The 21571-nt window shown below is 74.3% G+C and carries 16 protein-coding genes; 8 read left to right on the forward strand and 8 right to left on the reverse strand.

Features of this window, described 5'->3' with window-relative positions:
* The 3 genes from LPA42_RS23750 to LPA42_RS23760 all read right to left on the reverse strand — a co-directional run.
* The coding region (locus tag LPA42_RS23750; protein WP_228986869.1) for a cellulose binding domain-containing protein at window positions 1-498 on the reverse strand (498 nt) is incomplete at its 3' end.
* A 148-nt stretch (window positions 499-646) separates the two neighbouring features.
* Window positions 647-1708, reverse strand: coding sequence for a hypothetical protein (locus LPA42_RS23755; RefSeq protein WP_077937826.1), 1062 nt, complete (start codon window positions 1706-1708; stop codon window positions 647-649).
* Window positions 1672-2817 (reverse strand): transporter substrate-binding domain-containing protein, encoded by a 1146-nt coding sequence (locus LPA42_RS23760; protein WP_077937825.1) that lies wholly within the window; start codon window positions 2815-2817, stop codon window positions 1672-1674. The genes LPA42_RS23755 and LPA42_RS23760 overlap by 37 nt, the downstream gene beginning before the upstream one ends.
* A 231-nt stretch (window positions 2818-3048) precedes the next feature.
* On the opposite strand from LPA42_RS23760, the gene LPA42_RS23765 reads away from it, so the two are divergent.
* Entirely contained in the window at window positions 3049-4689 is a 1641-nt protein-coding gene (locus tag LPA42_RS23765) for a hypothetical protein (RefSeq protein WP_228986870.1), read from the forward strand.
* On the opposite strand, the gene LPA42_RS23770 is transcribed toward LPA42_RS23765, so the two are convergent.
* Window positions 4682-5167: a hypothetical protein gene (locus tag LPA42_RS23770; RefSeq protein ID WP_077937824.1), complete on the reverse strand. Its 486-nt coding sequence runs from the start codon at window positions 5165-5167 to the stop codon at window positions 4682-4684. The two genes, LPA42_RS23765 and LPA42_RS23770, sit on opposite strands and share 8 nt — an antisense overlap.
* 358 nt (window positions 5168-5525) lie before the next feature.
* On the opposite strand from LPA42_RS23770, the gene LPA42_RS23775 reads away from it, so the two are divergent.
* From LPA42_RS23775 to sthA, 3 genes are all read left to right on the forward strand, one after another.
* Window positions 5526-5915, forward strand: a complete 390-nt coding sequence (locus LPA42_RS23775) for a DUF1304 domain-containing protein (RefSeq protein WP_077937823.1) — start codon at window positions 5526-5528, stop codon at window positions 5913-5915.
* Window positions 5916-6511: 596 nt separating this feature from the next.
* Complete coding sequence (locus LPA42_RS23780) at window positions 6512-8422, forward strand: family 43 glycosylhydrolase (RefSeq protein WP_228986884.1); 1911 nt, start codon at window positions 6512-6514, stop codon at window positions 8420-8422.
* Window positions 8423-8558: 136 nt separating this feature from the next.
* Window positions 8559-9962 (forward strand): Si-specific NAD(P)(+) transhydrogenase, encoded by a 1404-nt coding sequence (gene sthA / locus LPA42_RS23785; RefSeq protein WP_077937816.1) that lies wholly within the window; start codon window positions 8559-8561, stop codon window positions 9960-9962.
* 60 nt (window positions 9963-10022) lie between these two features.
* Here the strand turns inward: sthA and LPA42_RS34225 are convergent, their stop codons facing one another.
* The gene (locus LPA42_RS34225; protein ID WP_077937815.1) at window positions 10023-11906 is read right to left on the reverse strand and encodes a copper resistance CopC family protein; all 1884 of its coding nucleotides are present in this window, start codon (window positions 11904-11906) and stop codon (window positions 10023-10025) included.
* Window positions 11907-12124: 218 nt separating this feature from the next.
* Between LPA42_RS34225 and LPA42_RS23800 the strand changes: the two genes are divergently transcribed.
* The 4 genes from LPA42_RS23800 to LPA42_RS23815 all read left to right on the forward strand — a co-directional run bounded on the left by LPA42_RS23800 (window position 12125) and on the right by LPA42_RS23815 (window position 16254).
* The gene (locus tag LPA42_RS23800; protein WP_077937821.1) at window positions 12125-12736 is read left to right on the forward strand and encodes a copper chaperone PCu(A)C; all 612 of its coding nucleotides are present in this window, start codon (window positions 12125-12127) and stop codon (window positions 12734-12736) included.
* Complete coding sequence (locus LPA42_RS23805; RefSeq protein ID WP_077937814.1) at window positions 12733-13959, forward strand: Dyp-type peroxidase; 1227 nt, start codon at window positions 12733-12735, stop codon at window positions 13957-13959. Before LPA42_RS23800 ends, LPA42_RS23805 begins: the two co-directional genes overlap by 4 nt.
* Before the next feature lie 99 nt (window positions 13960-14058).
* Window positions 14059-14637: a copper resistance CopC family protein gene (locus LPA42_RS23810; protein ID WP_077937813.1), complete on the forward strand. Its 579-nt coding sequence runs from the start codon at window positions 14059-14061 to the stop codon at window positions 14635-14637.
* Window positions 14638-14793: 156 nt separating this feature from the next.
* Window positions 14794-16254, forward strand: coding sequence for a PepSY domain-containing protein (locus LPA42_RS23815; protein WP_077937812.1), 1461 nt, complete (start codon window positions 14794-14796; stop codon window positions 16252-16254).
* 51 nt (window positions 16255-16305) lie between these two features.
* Here LPA42_RS23815 and LPA42_RS23820 read toward each other — a convergent pair whose 3' ends face one another.
* The 3 genes from LPA42_RS23820 to LPA42_RS34230 form a co-directional block, all read right to left on the reverse strand.
* Window positions 16306-17868 carry an aminotransferase class I/II-fold pyridoxal phosphate-dependent enzyme gene (locus tag LPA42_RS23820; protein ID WP_077937820.1) on the reverse strand — a complete coding sequence of 521 codons (1563 nt, stop codon included), beginning with the start codon at window positions 17866-17868 and terminating at the stop codon, window positions 16306-16308.
* A 23-nt stretch (window positions 17869-17891) separates the two neighbouring features.
* Window positions 17892-19214 (reverse strand): NAD(P)/FAD-dependent oxidoreductase, encoded by a 1323-nt coding sequence (locus tag LPA42_RS23825; RefSeq protein WP_077937811.1) that lies wholly within the window; start codon window positions 19212-19214, stop codon window positions 17892-17894.
* A gap of 321 nt (window positions 19215-19535) precedes the next feature.
* On the reverse strand, window positions 19536-21296 hold the full coding sequence (locus LPA42_RS34230; RefSeq protein WP_304442028.1) for a tetratricopeptide repeat protein: 1761 nt from the start codon (window positions 21294-21296) through the stop codon (window positions 19536-19538).
* Between the last annotated feature and the right edge of the window lie 275 nt (window positions 21297-21571).

The following is a 21571-nucleotide window of genomic DNA, read 5'->3' on the forward strand; positions in this document are numbered from 1 at the left end:
GGTCGGGGGCGGGGTGGTGGGCGGCGGGGTCGTCGGCGGGGCGGTGGTGGCCGGCGGCGTGGTCGGGGTGACGCCGCCGGTGCAGGTCACGCCGTTGACCGCGAAGCTCGTCGGCACGGGGTTGCTGCTGTCGTTCCAGGTGCCGTTGAACCCGAACGACGTGGTGGCGTTGGTCGCCAGGTTGCCGTTGTAGCTCACGTTCGACGCCTGCACGGTGCTGCCGCTCTGGCTGAAGTTGGCGCTCCAGCCCTGGGTGACGGTCTGCCCGGCGGCGAACGACCAGGTGACCGTCCAGGAGGTCAGCGGGTCGCCGGCGTTGGTCAGGTTGACGTTCGCGCTGAAGCCGCCGCCCCACTGCGAGGCGACCGAGTACGCGACCCGGCAGCCGACCGCGGCCTGGGCCGTTCCGGCGGTGACCACGACGCCGGCGGTGGCGGTGAGCGTCGCCGCCGCGACCGTGGCGACCCACAGCGCCCTGCGGCGCTCTCTGCTGTACATGGTGGTGCTCCTTCACTGGTGTGCAGGACCCCGCGCACGGGGATGCCGCCACCGGTGCCCGGCCGGTGTGCAGGCGGGACGCGTCACAGGAAAGCGCTTGCCCAGGCTAGTGACGCCCGCCTGTCCCGTCAATCGGTCGAGCCGGCAGTCACCGCGCGGCGGGGAGCCGGCCGTCGCAGCGGACGTCCGGGTCGGCGACGGGCCGCCGGGGCATCATCCAGTCCAGGACCGTCTCCTCCACCGGCCAGCCGTGCACCGTCACCACGCTGTACGGCACCCGCGCCGCCTCCGGGCACAGCACCTGCGACCGGACCCGGCCGTTCGGCAGGAACCGCACCCCCTCGGCCCGGTCCAGCACGATCGTCGACGTGTCGGTGACCGTGATGAGCGCGCCGAGCACCACCTCCGACCCCGCCCGGTCGGCCGGCGCCGGATCCCCGCCCGGGTCCGTGCCCGGGTCGGTGTCCGCGCCGGCGGCGCCCGCCCCCGGCGGGGCCAGCTCGACCGCGGCGGTCGGCAGCACCGGGACCCGGAGGAAGACCGCCCCCATCACCAGCGGGAGCACGGCGGCGACCGCGTACGCCAGGCCGTGCGTCAGCACCGGGGCGCTCCAGCCGGGGATCGGGCCGGTGAGCAGCACCGCGGCGGCGGGCGGCACCGCCAGCAGCGCGGCCGTGGCCAGTTCGTCCTGCCGCAGGGCCGCCCAGATCGCCGGGCCCAACGCGGTGTACGCCAGCACGGCCGCCGCCAGCGGCAGCGCCACGCTCACCAGCAGGATCCGGGTCGGCTGGTCCGGGTGCAGGTAGCGGGTGCGCAGCGCGAGCAGCCAGAGCCCCAGCATCAACAGCGTCGGCAGGAAGCGCAGCTGCCACGTCAGCGCCCCCAGCGCGACGGCGCCGGTGAGCACCCAGCCCGGCGTGCGCGCCGTCCCGGAGGCCAACAGCGACCGTTCCGGGTCGAAGCGGTCAGGGGCGCTGAGCCGCAGCAACCGACCGAGCACGCCGAACGTCAGCACGACCAGGGGGAACGCCCAGACCAACGCGATCAGCAGCGCGCTGAGCAGGCCGAGCGGGCTGACGTACTGCACCAGCAGCAGCATGGTCGACATGTCCTGCCGGCTGAGCTGCCACAGCCGCAGCACCAGCAGCAGGACGGGGAACGCCGGCAGGAGCGTCAGCAGCCACTGCTGCGCCTGCCGCGCCCCCGCCATGCGGCGCGGTCGGCCCGTCTTGCCGGGGCCGGCGGCGATCCGGGGTGCGCCGGGGCCGGTAGCGCGATCCTCTCCCACGGCCACTGCCGTACCTCCACCTTCCTCGGCTCCGGCTGCCGCTGTTCCGCGACGGACTGCGGGAGGTTGTACCGCTGCTGCCAGCGCAGGTTCGCGTCGTACGCGTGCTCCCAGGTCGAGTTCTCCTCGTCCTCGGCCGAGGCGTAGAGGGCGAGGTCGACCACGTCCCGCAACGCCCCGTTGGAGCCGGTGTTGACGCCCCACCTCTCCTGCGCCGAGGAGCCGATGTCCCAGTGCCGCAGCGGCTTGACGCCCCGCAGCTCGACCGGGAAGCGCTGACCGTCGTCGTCGGGCCGGTCGCCGGTGACGAAGCCGGCGAGGATCGCGGCGTCGGTGGTGACCGCGTACACCTTGCCGTCGTAGAGCATCTGGACGCAGTCGCTGATCCGGTTGCGGCCGATCGGCTTGGCGCCGGCCTCCCGCAGGCGCTGGGCGGAGGTCGAGGTGGTCAGCGTGCAGACCGTCCTCCCACTCAGGTCCTCCAGGCTGCTCACCTGCTCCGCCTCGCCGACGCTGTCCAGCGTGATCACCGACTGCTCGGTGTAGAGGTAGGGGGCGGAGAAGACCGCGCCCTCCTCCTCCCGTTGCTTGGTGATGCTGTAGGAGGCGATCACCAGGTCGACGGTGACGAACCCGTCCCCGTCGCGGGCCTGGCGGCGGGCCCGGTCCTCGCTCTCGATCGGCAGGAACCGCACCTGGGACCGGTCGAACCCCAGATAGCCGGCGATCATGTAGGCGATGTCGACGTCGAAGCCCTTCCAGACGTTGTTCGGAAACCGCTGGGAGATGCCGGGCTGGTCGTCCTTCACCCCGATCAGGAGCTGCTGCCTGCCCTTCAGCCCGGCCTGCTCCAGCAGCTCGTCGCGGGTCGGCGGGCCGAACGCGAGCACGATCGGGATCAGGGCCGCCGCGAGGACGGCCAGCGTGACCGTCAGCCCCACCAGCCGGACCTGCCGGGCCCGCGTGACGCGCGGCGGTGTGGTCTCCGCCGTGGCCGGCCGGGCCGGGCTCGGCTCGCTTGCCTGAGTCAACTGCATCCTCCCCCGCCGCACGGCCACGTGACCGGCCCTCCATTGTGAGCCACCGCCGGCAGGCACGGCGAGCCGCCATCCGCCCGCCGGTCGGCCGGATACCGGACACCGCGACCGCCGTCCGACCGACCGGTCCCGATTCGGCGGTATCGCCCCGGGGCGGCGTCGCTCGCGAGAGAGTCGATGCCGAGACAGTCGGCGCCGACCCCACCCGGTGAAGGAGCAGGACCCGTGCCACGATCCCGTCGTCTGCCGGCGCTGCTCGCCGTCGCCGGGGGCGTCCCGCTGGTCGAGGCCACGATCCTGACGCGAATCGGCTTCGTCTCGCCGCAGGCGCTCGCGCCGCAGGTCACCGCGGTCTGGCCGTACGACACCTACCACGACCTGCGGTGGCTCTTCGTCTACCACAACTCCTGGCTGACCTTCGCCCTGGGTCTGATCGCGGCGGTCGCGCTCCGGGGTGCCCTGTCCGCGCTGCTGGTCCTGCTCTCCTGGCCGGCGCGGGCGCCCCGGCCGGCCACGGGCGTGCTGGTGCGGCGCAACCTGGGGGTGGCCGCGCTCACCGCCGTCATCGTCACGCCCTTCGCCGCGCTGTCGGTCGCCGCGTCGGCGGTGGCCCTGTCCTGGTACCTGTTCGTCTCGCTCGGTCCGATGATCCTGCTCGCCCCCTTCCTGCAACGGATGGCCGTCGTCCCCCGCGGGTGGCGGGGGCTGCCGTCGGCGGAGCTGTTCGGCTGGTCGCTGCTGGACCTGGTGGTGCTCTCGGTGGCCGGGGGGCTGGTGTGGAGCGCCGCCCCGGCGTGGACGCCGCTGGTCGCGCTGGCGGCGGGGTTGTGCAACGGGCTGCTGTGGCACCAGACGGTGCGCGCGGCGCTGCGGCCCGCCCACGTGCGGCTGCCAAGGGTGCCGGTGGCGCCGGTGGTGGTGGCCCTGGCGCTGGCCGTGCCCCTGGTCATCCAGATCCTCGCGGTGCCGCGCAGCGGCATGCGGGACACGTTCGGCCCGCCCGTCTTCTCGCAACCCCTGGCGGCGTCCGTCCCGTACGCGGTGCTCCTGCTCGCCGGGCACGACAGCACCTATGACGGCCGGCCGGCCGCGGACCCCCGGGTGCGGCGCTACTCCTACGCCGGGGTGGACGCGGGTGGCCGGCCGCTGCCCTACCAGGCGTTGGACACCCACCAGTCGCTGGCGACCAGTGCGGAGCGCCTGGCCGCACAGGTCGACGCGCTGCACCGGCTCACCGGGCGGCCAATCGCGCTGCTCGGGGAGAGCGAGGGGGCCATGGTGGCGCGGACCTACCTGCGCGACCGGCCGGGCTCACCGGTGCGCGCGCTGCTGATGTTCAGCCCGCTGGTCCGCTCCGGGCGGGCCTACTATCCGCCGGCGGAGGCCAGCAGCGGGTGGGGGATCGGCGCGGGATGGGTGCTGCGCGCCATGTTCGGGTTCGCCAACCGCCTCGGCAACGGCACCAGCAATCCCGACGAGCCGTTCGTCCGCTCCCTCATCGACAACGCGCCCTTCTACCGCTACCAGACGATGTGCCCGGTCCCCGGGGTGCGGATGATCGCCTTCCTGCCCACCGTCAGCTCCGTGGAGGCACCGCCGGGACCGTTCACCAGGATCCCGGTCGTCGAGGTCCCCGCCCTCCACGCGGGGTTCCTCGGCCGCCGGATGATCGCCGACGAGATGATCGGCTTCCTCTCGGGCCAGAACCTCGACAAGCCGCGCACCGAGTACGGCGTGCTCCAGCGCCTCGGGGCGGCCTGGCAGGCACCGCCCCTGACGGTCACGCTCAACCCGGCGTGGCGGGGCCAGGTCCCGCCGGGCACGAAGCCGTTCCTGCAGTCGCAGCTCTGCGCGCCGGTCAGCTGACCTCCCGCCCGGCCGGCGGGCCGGGCCGCCGGCGGGGCGTCGCCCGCAGGTGCCCGGCGAGCAGCCAGACCGCCACGGCGGCCAGCAGCCCCGACATCACCCGCTCCACCGGCTGGTACGCGAACAGGGCCACGGTGAGCAGGACGCCGAACGCGCCGGCACCGATCGCCGCGCAGACGGTGGCCCGCCGGTCGACGGTCAACGCCAGCGCCGCCGCGATCACCGCCAGCCCCGTCGCCAGTTGGAGCCACGCCCATCCCGTGACGTCGAGACGCCGGAACCCCTCGTCGATCACCACGTACGGGTCCACCCGGACGGCGCCCGCGCCGACCGACACGTCGATGGCGCCGGCCGCGCCGAGAAGCAGCCCGGCGACGAGCCGGCGGCTACGCCGGGCGTCGTCCGACCCGGCCCCGCCGACCGGGGGACCGACCCGGCGCGGAGCGGGTCCGTTCGGATTCGACTGCTGCCCTCGCATGCTGCCCCACCGTGGTGCGTCCCGGGCGCGCCCGGTGGCGCGGCCGTGGCGGGTCCCCGTCGCCCTGCCGGCGGCAGGGCGGGCCGCCCCGTTGCCGAGGATGCCAGGTGCGCAGTCCGAGGCGGGCGGAAAGGCCCTATTTGGCGGGGCGCTGGCGGGCGCATCGTCGTCGGGTGGCACCACGGAGCGTCAGCCGCGCGCGGCTGGGGCTCCGTGGTGGCCGGAATCAGCGTGATCGCCTCGGTCGTCCTGACCCCTCGGCCGGTGGGGCCGGGCCCGTGCCGCCGAAGGACGGGGGGAGAATGGTCCCACCGGTGGCCCACCCGGCCGGCGGGGCGCGATCGGAGGAAGCGGCATCATGATCATCGCCGGACTCGTGCTGGCCGGCCTCGCCGGCCTCGTCCACGTCTACATCTTCTACCTGGAGTCGATCGCCTGGACGGGCGCCCGGGCGCGCGCCATCTTCGGCATCGCCAGCAGGGCGGACGCGGAGACGACGAAGGCACTCGCCTTCAACCAGGGGTTCTACAACCTGTTCCTGGCGATCGCCGTCGCGCTCGGCATCGTCCTCTTCGCGTCCGGCTCGCGGACCGTCGGGGCGACGCTGGTCTTCGTCGGCGCCGGATGCATGGTCGCCGCCGGTGTGGTCCTGCTGGTCTCGGCCCCGTCGAAGGCCGGCGCGGCCCTCAAGCAGCTCGTGCCGCCGCTGCTCGGCATCGCCGCCCTGGCGATCGGCCTCGCTTTCTGAGTTCCCACGCCGCACCCGACCCGGGGCGCCGACGAGCCCGGTCCCGCCGACGGCGAGATCCCCGAACATCGCTTCAGGTCGATGACTTGCCGATGTGAACGGTAACACGCTAGTGTCCGCTGCAGGAGCGAAGGGCGCGCTCCGACCGGCAGTACGGCCTCCGATCCGGGACCGGAGCCGCAAGCACGAGCGGCACCGACGACAGCTGTCCGGGGCCGTCCGCCGAGCGCTGCACCATGCCAGGTGCCGGTCGGGGACGGGAGCCTCTGTCGGCCGGGCCTCGGGCTGATGTCGACAGACCCGTGACGTTCCGCAGCCACGATCGTCCAGTCTCACCAGCCGCGACCGTGCCGGGCTGCCATCCGACCGAAACTCCGTCCGCCGGCGCGTGCCGGCGGGTGCGGCGCCGCGGCGGTCGGGGTTCTCCGCCTCCCCGGCGTCGCGCCCCGCACGCCAGGCCGGCGCACCCCGCCCGACGTGCCACGACCAGCAGATCCAGGATCGCACAGAGGAGAGGAAAGGCAGTGAAACGCTCGCGTCTTCGGCTCTGGCTCGCCGCGACGACGGCCATCGCCGTCAGCGCCGCCGGGGCCACCATGGCCGTCTCCGCCCAGGCCGCCGCCGGCTGCAAGGTCACCTACGCGGTGTCCAGCCAGTGGCAGGGCGGCTTCGGCGCCAACGTCACGGTGGACAACCTCGGCGACCCGGTCAACGGCTGGCGCCTGACCTGGTCCTTCGCCGCGGGGCAGACGATCAGCCAGCTGTGGAACGGCACGGTCAGCCAGTCGGGTGCCCAGGTCACGGTGACCAACGCCTCGTTCAACGGCTCCATCCCCACCGGGGGCAACGTCAGCTTCGGCTTCAACGGCACCTGGACGTCGAGCAACCCGGCGCCGACCAGTTTCGCCCTCAACGGCGTCACCTGCACCGGCTCGGCCCCCACGGGCAACCCGACCACGCCACCGCCGACGACCACGCCCCCGCCCACCACGCCGCCGCCGACCACGCCGCCGCCATCGGGGTCGTTCACGAACCCGGTGTTGTGGCAGGACTTCGCCGACATCGACATCTTCCGCGTCGGTGACGCCTACTACTACTCCGCCTCCACCATGCACTACTCCCCCGGCGCGCCGATCCTGCGCTCGTACGACCTCGTCAACTGGGAGTTCGCCGGCCACTCGGTGCCCCGCCTCGACTTCGGCACCAAGTACGACCTCAACGGGTCGAACGCCTACGTCGACGGCATCTGGGCCTCGGCCATGAACTACCGCAAGAGCAACAACACGTTCTACTGGCTCGGCTGCGTCGACTTCTCCAAGACGCACGTCTACAGCTCCACGAGCGTCGAGAGCGGCTGGAATCGCATCTCCACCATCAACAACTGCTACTACGACGCCGGCCTGCTCGTCGACGACAACGACACCATGTACGTCGCGTACGGCAACAGCCAGATCAGCGTCGCCCAGCTCTCCGCCGACGGGAAGACCCAGGTCCGCTCGCAGCAGGTCTTCTCCACGCCGTCCAGCGTCGGCACCCTCGAGGGCGCCCGCTTCTACAAGCGCAACGGCAGCTACTACATCTGGCTGACCCGCCCCGCCAACGGCCAGTACGTGCTCAAGTCCAGCTCCCCGTTCGGCCCGTACGAGATGCGCCAGGTCCTGCTCAACATGCCCGGCCCGATCTCCGGCGGCGGCGTCCCCCACCAGGGTGGGCTCGTGCAGACCCAGAACGGCCAGTGGTACTACATGAGCTTCATCGACGCGTACCCCGGCGGCCGGGTGCCCGCCCTCGCCCCGATCAACTGGACCTCCGACGGCTGGCCCCAGATCCAGACCGTCAACGGCGCCTGGGGCGCCTCCTACCCCAACCCCCTGCCCACCCGCCCGGTCAAGCCCATGATCGGCAACGACACGTTCCCCGGCACCACGCTCGGCCCGCAGTACGAGTGGAACCACAACCCCGACGACACCAAGTGGTCGGTCAACAACGGGCTGCGGCTGCAGACCGCCACGGTCACCACCGACCTCTACAAGGCCCGCAACACCCTGACCCACCGCATCCAGGGGCCGACCAGCACCGCCACCATCGAGCTCGACTACTCCACGATGCGTGACGGTGACCGCAGCGGCCTGTCCATGCTGCGCAACTCGTCCGCCTGGATCGGCGTCAAACGCGACAACGGGGCCAACCGGGTGGTCATGACCAACAACATCACCATGGACAGCAACTGGAACACCACCAACACCGGCACCGAGATTGCCGGCGCGGCGATCAGCGGCGGACGCATCTGGTTGCGCGTCAACGCCGACATCAGACCCGGCGCGGGTCGGCAGGCCCGCTTCTCCTACAGCACCGACGGCACCAACTTCGTCTCCCTCGGCAACGCGCTCACCCTCGACAACAACTGGCCGTTCTTCATGGGCTACCGGTTCGGCGTCTTCAACTACGCCACCCAGGCCCTCGGCGGCAGCGCCACCGTCAGGAGCTTCAACATCACCACCCCCTGACCCGGCTCGCACCCGCGCCCCGGCACGTCGGCCCACCGGTCGGCGTGCCGGGGCGTCCGCCTGTCGGCGCCGACGGGCCGGGGCCGCCGCCGAACGTGCGGTGGCGCGGGTTGCGGGATCTTGCGAGGCTTACGGCGTGTATGACTACGACCTGTTGGTGCTGGGCTCCGGGCCCAGCGGTCAGAAGGCCGCGATCGCCGCCGCCAAGCTCGGTAGGCGGGTCGGCGTCGTCGACCGCCGCGACATGATCGGTGGGGTGTGCATCAACACCGGCACCGTCCCTTCCAAGACGTTACGCGAGGCCGTGCTCTATCTCAGCGGCATGAGCCAGCGGGACCTGTACGGCAGCAGCTACCGGCTCAAGGAGGAGATCACGGTCGGCGACCTGGCCGCCCGTACCCAGCACGTGATCAGTCGGCAGACCGACGTCATCCGCAACCAGCTGGCCCGCAACCGGGTCGCGCTGATCACCGGCACCGGGCGGTTTGCCGACCCGCACACGATCTGGGTCGACGGCGAGTCCGGGCAGGAGTCGCGGGTCACCTTCGACAAGGCCATCATCGCCGCCGGCACCCGGCCGGCGCGCCCGGACAGCGTCGAGTTCGACGAGCGGACGATCGTGGACTCCGACGGGGTCATCAACCTGGAAGCCATCCCCCGCAGCATGGTGGTGGTCGGCGCGGGCGTGATCGGCATGGAGTACGCCTCGATGTTCGCCGCGCTCGGCACCAAGGTGACCGTGGTGGAGCGCCGCGACCGGATGCTCGACTTCTGCGACGAGGAGGTCGTCGAGTCGCTCAAGTACCACCTGCGCGACCTGTCGGTCACGTTCCGCTTCGGCGAGGAGGTGGCGGCGGTCGAGAAGCACGAGAGCGCCGCCCTGTGCGTCCTGAAGAGCGGGAAGAAGATCGTCGCGGACACCGTCATGTACTCGGCCGGCCGCCAGGGCCAGACCGACAAGCTGGCGCTGGAGGCGGCCGGGTTGCAGGCCGACCGGCGCGGCCGGATCACGGTCGACGCGAACTACCGCACGGCGGTGGAGAACATCTACGCCGTCGGCGACGTGATCGGGTTCCCGGCGCTGGCGTCCACCTCGATGGAGCAGGGCCGCATCGCGGCGCAGCACGCCTGCGGGGAACCGGTCCGCGCGCTCAACGAGCTGCAGCCGATCGGCATCTACACCATTCCGGAGATCAGCTTCGTCGGGAAGACCGAGGAGCAGCTGACGGAGAGCTCCACGCCGTTCGAGGTCGGCATCGCCCGCTACCGGGAGCTGGCCCGCGGCCAGATCGTCGGCGACTCGTACGGCATGCTGAAGCTGCTGGTGTCACCGGCCGACGGCCGGCTGCTCGGCGTGCACGTGTTCGGCACCGGCGCCACCGAGATCGTGCACATCGGGCAGACCGTCATGGGTTGCGGCGGCACCGTCGACTACCTCATCGACGCGGTGTTCAACTACCCGACCCTCGCCGAGGCGTACAAGGTGGCGGCGCTGGACGCGTCCAACAAGATCCGCAACATCGTCCGGATCGAGGGCTAGCGCGGCCCGGCTCGTCGGGGGCGGCCCGCATCGGCAGCGGTGCGGGCCGGCCCCCGGGTCTCACCCCAGGTCGAGGGTGAACTCGGCGGTCTGGACCTTCCCGTCGACCTGGAAGTCGAAGTACGCCCGGTAGCGGCTCGGGCCCGGCGCGGTCAGCCAGAACCTGGGCGCCCCGTCGACCAGTTCCTGATCCGGGTGGACGTGCACGTAGCCCAGGTCGCCCTCGCGGACGACCACCAGGTGCCCGTACGCGCCCAGGTAGCGTTCCAGGCGCGCGGGCGCGCCGGCCCGGCCCACCCGGAACGACAGCGGCACCGTCGCCCCGATCGTCGGGGTGCCGACCATTTCCACCTCGAACGGCCCGGCCGTCGCCCTCGGCTGGGCGGCCGGGAGGGTGGCCGGGGTGTGCGCGCCGGGAACCTGGTGGTCGACGCCGAGGACCAGCGGCCGCGCGGTGCCGTCGGCGGCGGTCGTGGCGAAGTCGGCGTAGACGCGGTAGCCCCCGGCCCGCTTGAGCGTCAGGGGCACGCTCCAGGTGCCGTCGGCGGCCATCGTCGGGTGCAGGTGCTGGTAGCCGCCCAGGTCCCGACCCACCACGACCAGGTGCAGCGGCTTGTCGTGCACGACCGCGAAGCGCGTCTCCGGCCGCCCGTCGGCGCCCACGATCCGGAACCGGTAGTCCGCGTTCACGCCGGCCGGCTGGGACCGCGTCACCGGCTTGAGCGTGTAGCCGCCGGCGCTGACCGTCGTGCCGGTCACCTGCGCCTGCGCCGGGTCGCCGTCGCCGGGATGCGTGTGCGCCCCGGCCCCCGCCGCGTGCTGGTGGCCGTCCCCCGCCGCGACCGGGCTTCCGGCGACGGGCGACCCGCCGACGGCCGCCGTGGCGGCCCGCCCGTCGCCGGCACCGACGCGGCCGAGCCCGAACCCGGCCAGCAGGGCGACCACCAGCCCGCCGACGACCACGGCGAGGCCCCGGTCGCCGAGCCGGGGCCCGCCCGACGGCGCGGGCTCGGGTGCCTCGCCCGGCCCGGCCGGGCCGCGTCGGGGGCCGCCGCCCCTGGTCGCCGCGCGCGGCTTCGGGCCGGGCGACTTCGCCCGTCCCGCCGCCCGGGCAGCCGAAGCGCGGCGCACCGCCCGACCGGCGGCGGGGCGGCGGGTCCACGGCCAACGGGCTGCCGGGCCACCTGCCCGCGCGGCGCGGTGCCGCCACCCGACGACGCCGGCCACCGCCGCGACCGCCACGACGACGCCGAGCCAGCCGAGCCAGCCGGGCCCGCCGGCGTCCCCGGCGTCGGCGGGGGCCGCTGCGGGAGAGGCCGCCGCGCCGGGGGCGGCCGGGGACGCGGCCGGCGCGGCCGACGCGCCCGCGGACCGGGGCGAGCCGTGTCCGGACGTCTCGTGCTGCTCGGCGGCGGCGACGAGCGACGGGTCGGGTCCCGTGGTCGGCGGGCGCCAGCCCTGCGGGGCGGCCGTGACCCGGCCGGTGTACCGGAAGCTCATCGTGCCCCGCACCGGCTCGCCGTCGGAGGCAACCGACAGGTAGCTGACCGTGTACTGCCCGGCCGCCGGCAGGTGCGCCAGTTTCACCACCGCCGGGAAGCCGGTGGCGTATTCGCGCGGCTCGAACTTCCCGTCGACGAGCAGGTATTCCCGCACCGGCTTGTCCAGGGGCGCGGGCGACCCGTGCGTCCAGCCGTCGTCGACCCGGCCGCCGTCCGGCGCGGTGACCGCGAAGTACGCGTTGTCGGCGACCCGCTCGGTGAAGTAGAGCTGCACGGTCGCCAACGGCTCGGCGACCGTGGCGCCGGTCGCCGGCGTGGACATGGCCAGGGTGCCGTGCGCCGCGGCGGGCGGGGCGGCCCCGAGGACGGCGACCGCCGCGGCGAGGACGACAGCGAGCAGGCCCGAGACGCAGCGGCCGGGGACCGGAGGGGGACGACGCATTGGATCATCCTCGCCGCACCCGGACTTCCGTCAAGCCTCTGCGAACTTTTTCCGCAGATGGCAAAAGTTTCCCCGCCCGCGCGCAGGTCCACCGGCCGGCCCGTCGCGGCGTCCGCCCCGACCGGATCCCCCGAGTGGCGTGGGTCACGGACAGCCGCGGAACTTAACCCCCCGTGACGCCGACCATCCACCTGCAATCGATCATCGAAGGGGAACCCATGCCCAGCCTCACCGCACCCCGCCGCACGCGGCGCACGGCAGCCCTGCTCACCGCCGCCCTCACGGCGGCGGTCGCCGCCGGCTGCGGCTCGCCGGACGACACGTCCACCGCCGCGCCGAACCCGTCACCGTCACCGTCGGTGTCGGCGAGCGCCGCCGCCGGGGTGCTGACCGTGCGCGACCCGTGGGTGAAGGCCGCCGACAAGGGCATGACCGCGGCCTTCGGCACCCTGGTCAACGACGGGGACACGGACGTGACCATCACCGGCGCGGCCACCGACGTGTCCCCGATGGAGCTGCACGAGATGACCATGAAGGACGGCAAGATGGTCATGCAGGCCAAGCAGGGCGGCATCGTGGTCAGGGCGAAGAGCAGCCACGTCCTGGAGCCCGGCGGCGAGCACCTGATGCTGATGAACCTCCGGCAGCCGGTGCGGGCCGGCGACGAACTCTCCTTCACGCTCACCTTCGCCGACGGCCGGACGCAGACCTTCACCGCCGTGGCCAAGCCGTTCACCGGCGCGCAGGAGAGCTACGCCCCCGGCCACGGCGCGACCCCGATGCCGGGCATGAGCGGCACGCCGCAGGTGACCACGAGCCCCGCCGCATGACCGGCACCGCCACCGGCCGTCCGGTGCGCAGGCGCGCCCTGCTCACCGGCGGGGCTTTGGCCGCCGGGGGCACGCTCGCCGCCGCCGCGATCGCCGCCGCCCGCTCCGACGACGCCGACGTACGCCCCGGCGGGGCGGTCCCGGTGGCCGACGTCGGCGGCGCGGTGGTGCCGTTCCACGGCGCGCGTCAGGCGGGGGTGGACACCGAGCCACAGGCGCACGCGTCGTTCGTCGCGCTGAACCTCGCCCCGGCCACCGACCGGGCCGCCCTGGGCCGGCTGCTGCGGCTGCTCACCGACGACGCCGCCCGCCTCACCCAGGGCCGGCCGGCCCTCGCCGACACCGAACCCGAGCTCGGCCTGCTGCCCGCGCGGCTGACCGTCACGTTCGGCTTCGGCCCCGGCCTCTACCGGGCCGCCGGCCTCGACGAGCGCCGGCCGGCGTCGGTGGCGGCGCTGCCGGCCTTCCGCGTCGACCGCCTCCAGCCCCGCTGGTCCGGCGGGGACCTGCTGCTGCAGATCTGCGCCGACGACCCGGTCACGGTGGCCCACGCCCAGCGGGTCCTGGTCAAGGACAGCCGGCCGTTCGCGACCGTGGCGTGGGTGCAGCAGGGCTTCCGCCGGGCGGCCGGCGCGGAACCGGGGCGCACCCAGCGCAACCTGTTCGGCCAGCTCGACGGCACCGCCAACCCCCGCCCCGGCGGGCCGCTGGAGACCGCCGTGTGGGTGCCCGACGGCCCGGCGTGGCTGCGGGACAGCAGCACCCTGGTCGTGCGGCGGATCAGCATGAACCTGGAGACCTGGGACCTGCTCGGCCGCGCCGACCGGGAGCTGGCCGTCGGCCGTCGGCTCGACACCGGCGCCCCGCTGACCGGCACGGCCGAACACGACGAGCCCGACTTCGCCGCCGTCGACGCCGCCGGGCTCACCGTCATCCCCGACTTCTCCCACCTGACCCGCGCCCGGGTCACCGACGACCGGCTGCGCATCCTGCGCCGCCCGTACAACTACGACGGGGTACCGGCCGCCGACGGCACCGCCGACAGCGGACTGATCTTCGCCTCGTACCAGGCGGACGTCACGACGCAGTTCCTGCCCATCCAGCGTCGCCTCGCCGAGCGGGACCTGCTCAACGAGTGGACCACCCCGATCGGCTCCGCCGTGTTCGCCGTGCCGCCCGGGTGCCCGGACGGCGGCTGGATCGGCCAGCAGCTGCTCGCCTGACCGGCGCCACCGAACGCCCGAGCGGCACCATCGCACCGGCGGCCGACCGCCACCCGGCGCACCGGCTGCCCGAGCGGCACCACCAGGAAAGGGAGCAGCATGCGCAGACCCGTCCGCCACCCCCGCGTCGCGGGAGCCGCCGCCGCGCTGGCCGCCCTGGCGGTCCTGGTCGCGCCCGCCGCGCCGGCCGCCGCCCACAACAGCCTGGCCTCGGCCACCCCCGCCGCGGACGCCCGGCTGGCCACGCCGCCGGCCGAGATCACGGTGCGGTTCCTGCAGAAGCTGAACCCGGAGCTCACCACCGTCGTGCTCAGCGACGCCGCCCGGCGGGTGGTGCCCACCGGCGTGCCGGTCGTCGCCGGCACGCGGGCGACCGTCACCGTCGCCGAGCCGCTGCCCGACGGCACCTACACGGTGGCCTACCGGGTCGTGTCCACCGACGGGCACCCCGTGCAGGGCTCCTACCGGTTCACCGTCGCCGACCCGGCCGCCACCGCGGCCGCCCCGGTGAGCCCTCCGCCCACCGCCGCGCCGGCCAGCGGGGCGGCCGACCGCGCCGGCCGGGACGGCGGGCCCGGGCCGCTCACCGTGGCGGCCGGCGTCGCCCTGCTCGCCTGCGCCCTGGTCGGCGGCGCGCTCGCCGCCGGGCGCGTGCTGCGCCGGCGGCGCGCCCGGTAGCCCACGGCGGTCACGCCGACGGGGCCGGGAACTTCCCCGGCTCCGCGCCCGACCACCTCACCGGTGGGCCCCGCGACACCGGCACGACGGGACCCACCCCTGTCGTACGGGGGCAGTCCCACCGGGAACGATCCCGGCTATTCCGATCGGAAGCATATGTCCATCACCGAACTGCACGGCGGCTCGACGCCGGAGCCGCTCACCCCGGCCGCCGCGCCCGCCCCGGCGGCGCGCCGCACCCCGGCGTGGGCGGCGTTCCTGCTCCGCCTGCACTTCTACGCCGGTGTCCTCGTGGCACCGTTCCTGTTCGTCGCCGCCCTGACCGGCCTGGCGTACACCGTCACCCCGCAACTGGACCGGGTCGTCTACGGCGACGTGCTGACCGCCGCACCGGGTGGGCCGCCGAAGTCCCTCGCCGAGCAGGTCGCCGCCGCCCGCGCCGCCCACCCCGAGGGCACCGTCGCCGCCGTGCTGCCGGGCACGGACGGCGCCACCACCCGGGTCGTGTTCGCCCAGCCCGACCTCGGCGACCGGGAGCACACCGTCTACGTCGACCCGCACACCGCAACCGTCGAGGGGCAGCTGACCACCTGGTTCGACTCCACGCCCGTCACCACCTGGCTGGACGACCTGCACCGCAACCTGCACCTCGGCGACCTCGGCCGCCACTACTCCGAGATCGCCGCGAGCTGGCTGTGGCTCCTCGTCGGCGGCGGCGTCGTCCTGTGGTGGCGTCGGCGCGGCGCCGCCCGTACCCGCGTCCGGCACCTGCTCGTGCCCGACCTGTCCGCCCGCAGGGGGGTGCGGCGCACCCGGGCCTGGCACGCGACCACCGGGGTCTGGCTCGCCGTCGGCCTGCTCTTCCTCTCCGCGACCGGCCTGACCTGGTCGCGGTACGCCGGTGGGCACTTCGGCAGCGCGCTCGACGCGCTGCGCGCCGGCACCCCGGAGATCTCCACCAGCCTCACCGGCGCGCCCCCGCCCAGCGGCGGGGAGCACCAGCACGGCGGCGGCCCCGCCGCCGCGGCGGCGGACCCCGCGACGTTCGACCGGGTGCTGGCCGCCGCCACCGGCGCCGGGCTGGCCGGCCCGATGCGGATCTCCCCCGCCGAGGAGCCCGGCGACGCGTGGACGGTCGCCCAGACCGACAACACCTGGCCCGTGGCCCGGGACCGGATCGCCGTCGACCCGGTCTCCGGCACGGTGACCGACCGCAGCGACTTCGCCGACTGGCCGCTGCTGGCCCAGCTCAGCGCCCTCGGCGTCCAGGCGCACATGGGCCTGCTGTTCGGCCCGGTCAACCAGGTCCTGCTCGCCGCGCTCGCCCTCGGCCTGCTCTGCGTCGTCGTCTGGGGTTACCGGATGTGGTGGCAGCGCCGCCCCACCCGGGCCGACCGGCGCGCCGCCGTCGGTGCCCCGCCCGCGCGGGGCGGACTGCGGGGCCTGCCGTGGTGGGCTTTGCTGCCCGGCCTCGCGCTGACCGTGGCCGTCGGGTGGGCGCTGCCCTGGTTCGGCGGGCTGCTGCTCGCGTTCGTCGTCGTCGACGTCGTCCTCGGGGCGCTGGCCCGACGCCGCCGCCGGGCCGCGCCGGTCTCGCCCGCCCCCGCCGGCGGCTGACCGGCAGGGGTGGGGGCGGCGGGCCGGTGCCGGCCCGCCGCCCCGCCGCGGCTACCGGGCGGCGCTGCCGAACGCGCTGGACAGGTACGCCCGCGAGTCGGCGATGGCCCCCTCGATGATGCGGGCCGCCTCCCGGGCCTCCTCGGGCCGGTGGCCGGCCTGCACCTGGAGCCGGAACCGCGACGACCCGGTCGGGGTGACCGGGAACTCCACCATGAACGCAAGCACCCCCCGGTCGAACAGCAGCCGGTTGGCCGTCCGGGCGAGCTTCTCGTTGCCGATCAGCAGCGGCACGATCGGCGAGGGCTCGCCCATGCAGGTCAGCCCCCGGCCGGTCAGCTCGTCGCGCAGCGCGTGGATGGCGGTGAACAGCCGGGCGCGCAGCTCGTCGCCCTCGGGGGACCGGATGATCCGGGCGGCCTCCCGGACCACGGCGGTCTGCACCGGCGACAGCGCGTTGGAGAAGAAGTGCGAGTTGCTGAACATCTTCACGTACTGCTTCAGGGCCGGGGAGCGCGACGCCACGAAGCCGCCGTTGGAGCAGAACGTCTTCGAGAACGCCCCCATGACGATGTCGATCTCGCCGAGCAGGTTCTGCATGCCCAGCACGCCCGTGCCGCCCGGCCCCATCGAGCCGAGGTCGTGCGCGACGTCGACCAGCAGGGTCGCGTCGTGTTCCCGGCAGACCCGCTGCAGGGTCACCAGGTCCGGCCAGTCGGCGTCGACGGAGAAGAGGCCGTCGGTGACGACGAGGATGCCGTTGCGGCTGTCGTGCGACCGGATGTCGGCCAGGTGCTGGCGCACGGCCTCGACGTTGAGGTGCTCGTAGCGGACCACGTTGCGGGTCGCCGCCCGCGCGCCCTGCTGGAGGCAGGAGTGCGCGAGCCGGTCGATGACCACGTGGTCGGACTGGCGGACCAGGCCGACGATCGCGCCGAAGCCCGCCGACCAGCCGGTCGGGAAGAGCGTGACGTGCTCCAGCCCCACCAGCTCGCCGAGCGCCACCTCCAGCTCGTCGGAGATGCGGGTGTTGCCCAGCACCATCGGCGAGCCGGCGCTGTGCGGGCCGTAGTCGCGCATCGCCCGGACCGCCGCCTCCCGGATGGCCGGGTGGGTGTTGAACGACAGGTAGTCCTGCGAGTTGAAGTTGATGCCCCGGGTCCGCTTGCCCAGGTCGTTGGTGATCTCGGCGACGCTGTCCGGGGCCGCCTCCAGCACCCGGGAGTACTGCCAGGTCTCCGTGCGGCGGCGGGCCTGCACCCAGTCGTAGAAGTCCTCGGTGCGGGCGAGCAGGTCGCGGCCGGCGGGGCGGTAGAAGTCGTACGCGTTCTTGTCCAGCGCGTACTCCTCGTCGGGGTCGACGGGGTTGCGCAGGTGCGCCGGCTCCCACATCTCCGTCAGGTCCGCCACGACCCGGGCCAGCTCGCCGTCGGCCCCGGAGGCGTCGAGGGTAGCGAGGTCGTCCCAGGGGATGTGGGTGGCCCAGTTGCGGGTCATCTCGGAGACCTCGGCCGCCTCGCGGGCCATGGTCTCGACGTCGCCGCGCCCGGCGGCGTCGAGGATGGCCTCGATCAGCTCGCCGTCGTCGCGCTGGTGCAGGTCGGTGGTGGTCACGGTCTCGGCTCCCTGGTGCGGCATCAGGCGAAGAGGTTCTGCTGGTACGTGCGCGACGTCGCGGCGAAGTCGTCGAAGACGGGGTAGCCGGCGGAGGACTCCTTGGCGGCGTCGTTGAGCAGGAAGAGGTTGGACGCCTGGAAGAACTCGGAGACCGGCGCGATGTCGGCGTGCGTGGCGATGAACCGGTCGGTCTCCTCCTGGTTGCCGCGCAACGCGACGAACAGTTGCAGCTCGTCGTGCCGGTACGGCCGCATCTCGCTCAGGGTGCACACGTAGTCGTAGTAGGCGGCGGAGTTCTGGCTGCGCCGGCGGCCCTCGTACGCGGCCATCGCCTCGTCGAGCGACGACTCGCCGGTCAGCCACCGGTGCAGGGCGGCGCTGGCCAGCTCCGCGTCGCGGAACGCGTGGGTCATGCCGATCGCCGTGCACTGGTCCTTGGCCGACTCGGCGTCGCCGACGAGCACCCAGCCGGGCCCGTGCAGCGGCCGGAGGAACCCCGACTGGTCCAGGGTGCCGTAGATCCGCTCCTCCCGGGTGCCCTGGGTGCGGACCAGCTCGCCCAGCTCGGGGCTGACAAAGTCCAGCGCCCGCTGGACGTTGCCGGGCACGTCGGCGCGGAACTCCCGGGCCCACTCGCTGGGCCCCCAGACGAGGACCATGTTCTGCCCGAAGTTGGTCGGCACCACCGCGCAGCCGAGCCGGCCGCGCCGGTGGATCTGCCCCCGGCCGGGGTCGAAGCCGGACCAGTAGCTCCAGTAGGCGAACGTGCAGCGGGGCCGCTCGTCGAAGCGGGGCAGGTCGAGGGTGCGCGCGACGAACGAGTTGCGGCCGTCGGCGCCGACGACGATGCGGGCCCGCTCCTCGAACTCCTGCCCGTCGGCGGCGCGCCCCCGCACGCCGACGACCCGGCCGTCTTCGGTGATCAGCTCCCGTACGGTGCAGTGCGTGCGGACCTCGGCGCCGGCCTTGGCCGCCGCCTCGACGAGGATCTGGTCCAGCACGCGGCGGCGCACCGAGGCGTAGCTCTGCACGACGCCCGAGTCGTCGCCGTGCAGGTCGCGAAAGTGCTCGCGCAGCAGCGACGTGGGCACCGAGCCGCTCAGCGGGATGCCGTCGTTGACGATGTCGATGACCGTGTGCGTGGGGGTCACGGCGGTGACCTGGTCCAGCAGGCCCCACCGGTTGAGGTAGGACATGCCGTGCGGCCACAGGAAGTGCGTCGAGATGACGTCGCTGGGGAAGGACGACCGGTCCACCACCAGCACCCGGTGGCCCTGCCGGGCGAGTAGCAGGGCGGTGGAGGCGCCCGCGCAGCGCCCACCGACGACTATCGCGTCGTACATGATTCGTAGTCCTTCGAATGAGGTCCGGCTGCCCCGCCGGCCGGGCCTTCGTGCGGCGGCGGACCGGCACGGGGCACGGACCGCCCCCCGCGTTGCCACCGGCGAGCGGGAGTGAACCGTCAAGGTACACAGTGGACCGGCCCCGGCTCGGCCCATGGAATAGGGGTGTGTCCGTGGCCGGATCGCCGTGACCGCGCTGGTCACCGGGGCACCGGGACGCGGTGCCGACTGCCCCCGACGGCCGCTGTCCGAAAGCCGACAGTCACCGGGGTCGACCGGGCGTCGGCGGGGCGGGCTCGACGACGCCCCCTCGTCCTCCGCTCAGCCGGCCCCGGCGCGGCGGCAGCGGGCCAGTTCCGCCCGCAGGTCGCGGCGCAACGCCCGGTCCAGGCCCGGCTGGGCGAGCGCGTGGGCGAAGTCGCGGGCGGCCTCGTCCCAGCGGCCGAGTCGCATCAGTGCCGTGCCCCGGTTGTAGTGGGGCACCGGCGCCGACGCGGCCAGCGCCACCGCCCGGTCCAGGTCCGCCACGGCGGCGGCGACGTCGCCGCGTTCGAACCGGACGGCGGCCCGGTTGGTCCACGCCTCGACCAGCCCCGGGTCGCCGGCCAGGGCCCGGGTGAACAGCTCGTCGGCCTCGGCGGATCCGCCGCGCTCGGAGCGCACGAGCCCGAGGGTGCACAGCAGCGCGGGTTCCTGCGGGGCCAGGGCCAGCCCCGCCCGCGCGCCCGCCTCGGCCGCGTCGTGCGCGCCGCGCTCCAGGTGCAGGTTGACCAGGGCGATGCGGGCGTCGAGGTGTCCCGGCTCGATGGCGAGCACCCGGTCGAGGTCGGCGCGCGCCCGCCCGGGGCGGCCCCGCTGCTGCTGGAGCACCGCCCGGTTGTAGTACGCCTCGGGCAGGTGCGGCCCGAGGCGGATCGCCGCGTCGTAGTCCCGGATCGCGGCGCGGGTGCGGCCCGCCGCCCGGTGCAGGGCGGCCCGGTCGACGTAGTACTCGCAGTTGTCGGGGTCGTGGGCGATCACGGTGTCGAGCTCGGTCAGGGCCCGGTCGGCGTCCCCCAGCGCCAGGTGCACCTGCGCGCGGTTGTGCCGCAGCCGGGCCAGGTCCTGCGGGCGTTCGCCGGGGGCGAGCACCGACGCCAGGCGGGCCAGCCCGTCGTCGATCAGCCGCAGCGCGCGGGCGGGCGCGCCCGCCCTGCTGTCCAGCAGGGCCACGCCCTGCTCGTAGAAGACGGTGGACAGCACCCGCTGGCGTGGGTCGGCCAGGCCTGCGGCGAGGCGCAGCGCCTCGTGCAGCCAGTGCCGCGCCCGCTCCGGGTCCTGGTCGGCCGGCGGCAGGTGCCGGGCGTACAGCATGGCGGTGGCGTACGCGGCCGACATGGTGATCTTCGGGTCGTCGGTGGCGGCGCGGGCCTCGTCGTAGAGGTCGAGCGCCTCGGTGGCGCGGTCGAGCGCCGCCAGGGCGGTGGCCAGGCCGGTGGTGAACGCCCACCAGTGCCGCAGGTCGCCCGTCGCGGTGACGGCGGCGCGCCCCCGCCGGGCGGTGCGGGCGGCGTGGTGGTAGAAGCCGCGGGCCAGGGACTCCCCCACGGCCGCGCGCAGCGCCGCAGGCGTCGGGTCCGCGACGTCGCGCCGGGCGTCGCCGCCGTCGCGCAGGTCCAGGCGCAGCGGGTACGGCCCGACCCGGCGCGACAGGGCGTCCAGCAGCTCTCCGGTGGTCTCGTCGGCGGCGTCGACGTGGTCGAAGCGCACCGTGACCGGGCGGCGGAGGGTGCCCGCCCAGGCGACCACGAACTCGGTCGCGCCGTAGGCGAGGCAGGCCGTGCGGCGGGCGGGGTGGAACCGGATCGGCTCCTCGTCGGCGGCGGGTCGGGCGGCGTTGTCGAGGCCGGGCGCGATGGCGTGCAACTCGACGGCGTGCCGGGACGCCAGGCGGGGGTGGGCGACGGCGATCCGGCCGAGGAACTCGGCGACTCCGGCGTACGGGCCGTGGTCGCGGTGGCAGTCGTAGAGGCCCAGGTCGGCGGCCGGACCCCGCAGGGGCGGGCGCCCGGGGGCGCCCGCCGCGCCGGGTTTTACCAGCACCACTCGATCCAGAGCCGGCGGGCACCGGACAGCAGGCGCAGGGTGCTCGTGCGACGCACGGTCATCTTCCTCATGTGAACCTCCATTGTGATCACTGCGGAACTGCCCCGAGCGTAGGCCCGATCGGGGCGAATATGAAGAGCGTTCGTGACCGCCGGGGCCCGGCCGGCGGCCCGGTACGCCCGCAGCCGGCACGATCCGGGCGTACCGTCGACGACACCACGTCGGCCACCCGACCACGCAATTCGGCCACCCGGCCACGCGACGAAGGAGAT

Origin of the sequence: Micromonospora sp. DH13 (genome assembly GCF_020873825.1) — a bacterium.
In the GTDB taxonomy this organism is placed as follows: Bacteria; Actinomycetota; Actinomycetes; order Mycobacteriales; family Micromonosporaceae; genus Micromonospora; species Micromonospora haikouensis.

What these genes read in the sequence shown, in the direction of transcription:
- LPA42_RS23775 (WP_077937823.1), top strand. Translation starts at nt 5,526, where the DNA reads ATGATCATCGCCGGACTCGTGCTGGCCGGCCTCGCCGGCCTCGTCCAC.
- LPA42_RS23755 (WP_077937826.1), bottom strand. Translation starts at nt 1,708, where the DNA reads ATGGCGGGGGCGCGGCAGGCGCAGCAGTGGCTGCTGACGCTCCTGCCG.
- LPA42_RS34225 (WP_077937815.1), bottom strand. Translation starts at nt 11,906, where the DNA reads ATGCGTCGTCCCCCTCCGGTCCCCGGCCGCTGCGTCTCGGGCCTGCTC.
- LPA42_RS23800 (WP_077937821.1), top strand. Translation starts at nt 12,125, where the DNA reads ATGCCCAGCCTCACCGCACCCCGCCGCACGCGGCGCACGGCAGCCCTG.
- LPA42_RS23805 (WP_077937814.1), top strand. Translation starts at nt 12,733, where the DNA reads ATGACCGGCACCGCCACCGGCCGTCCGGTGCGCAGGCGCGCCCTGCTC.
- LPA42_RS23825 (WP_077937811.1), bottom strand. Translation starts at nt 19,214, where the DNA reads ATGTACGACGCGATAGTCGTCGGTGGGCGCTGCGCGGGCGCCTCCACC.
- LPA42_RS23810 (WP_077937813.1), top strand. Translation starts at nt 14,059, where the DNA reads ATGCGCAGACCCGTCCGCCACCCCCGCGTCGCGGGAGCCGCCGCCGCG.
- LPA42_RS23815 (WP_077937812.1), top strand. Translation starts at nt 14,794, where the DNA reads ATGTCCATCACCGAACTGCACGGCGGCTCGACGCCGGAGCCGCTCACC.
- LPA42_RS23780 (WP_228986884.1), top strand. Translation starts at nt 6,512, where the DNA reads ATGGCCGTCTCCGCCCAGGCCGCCGCCGGCTGCAAGGTCACCTACGCG.
- LPA42_RS23770 (WP_077937824.1), bottom strand. Translation starts at nt 5,167, where the DNA reads ATGCGAGGGCAGCAGTCGAATCCGAACGGACCCGCTCCGCGCCGGGTC.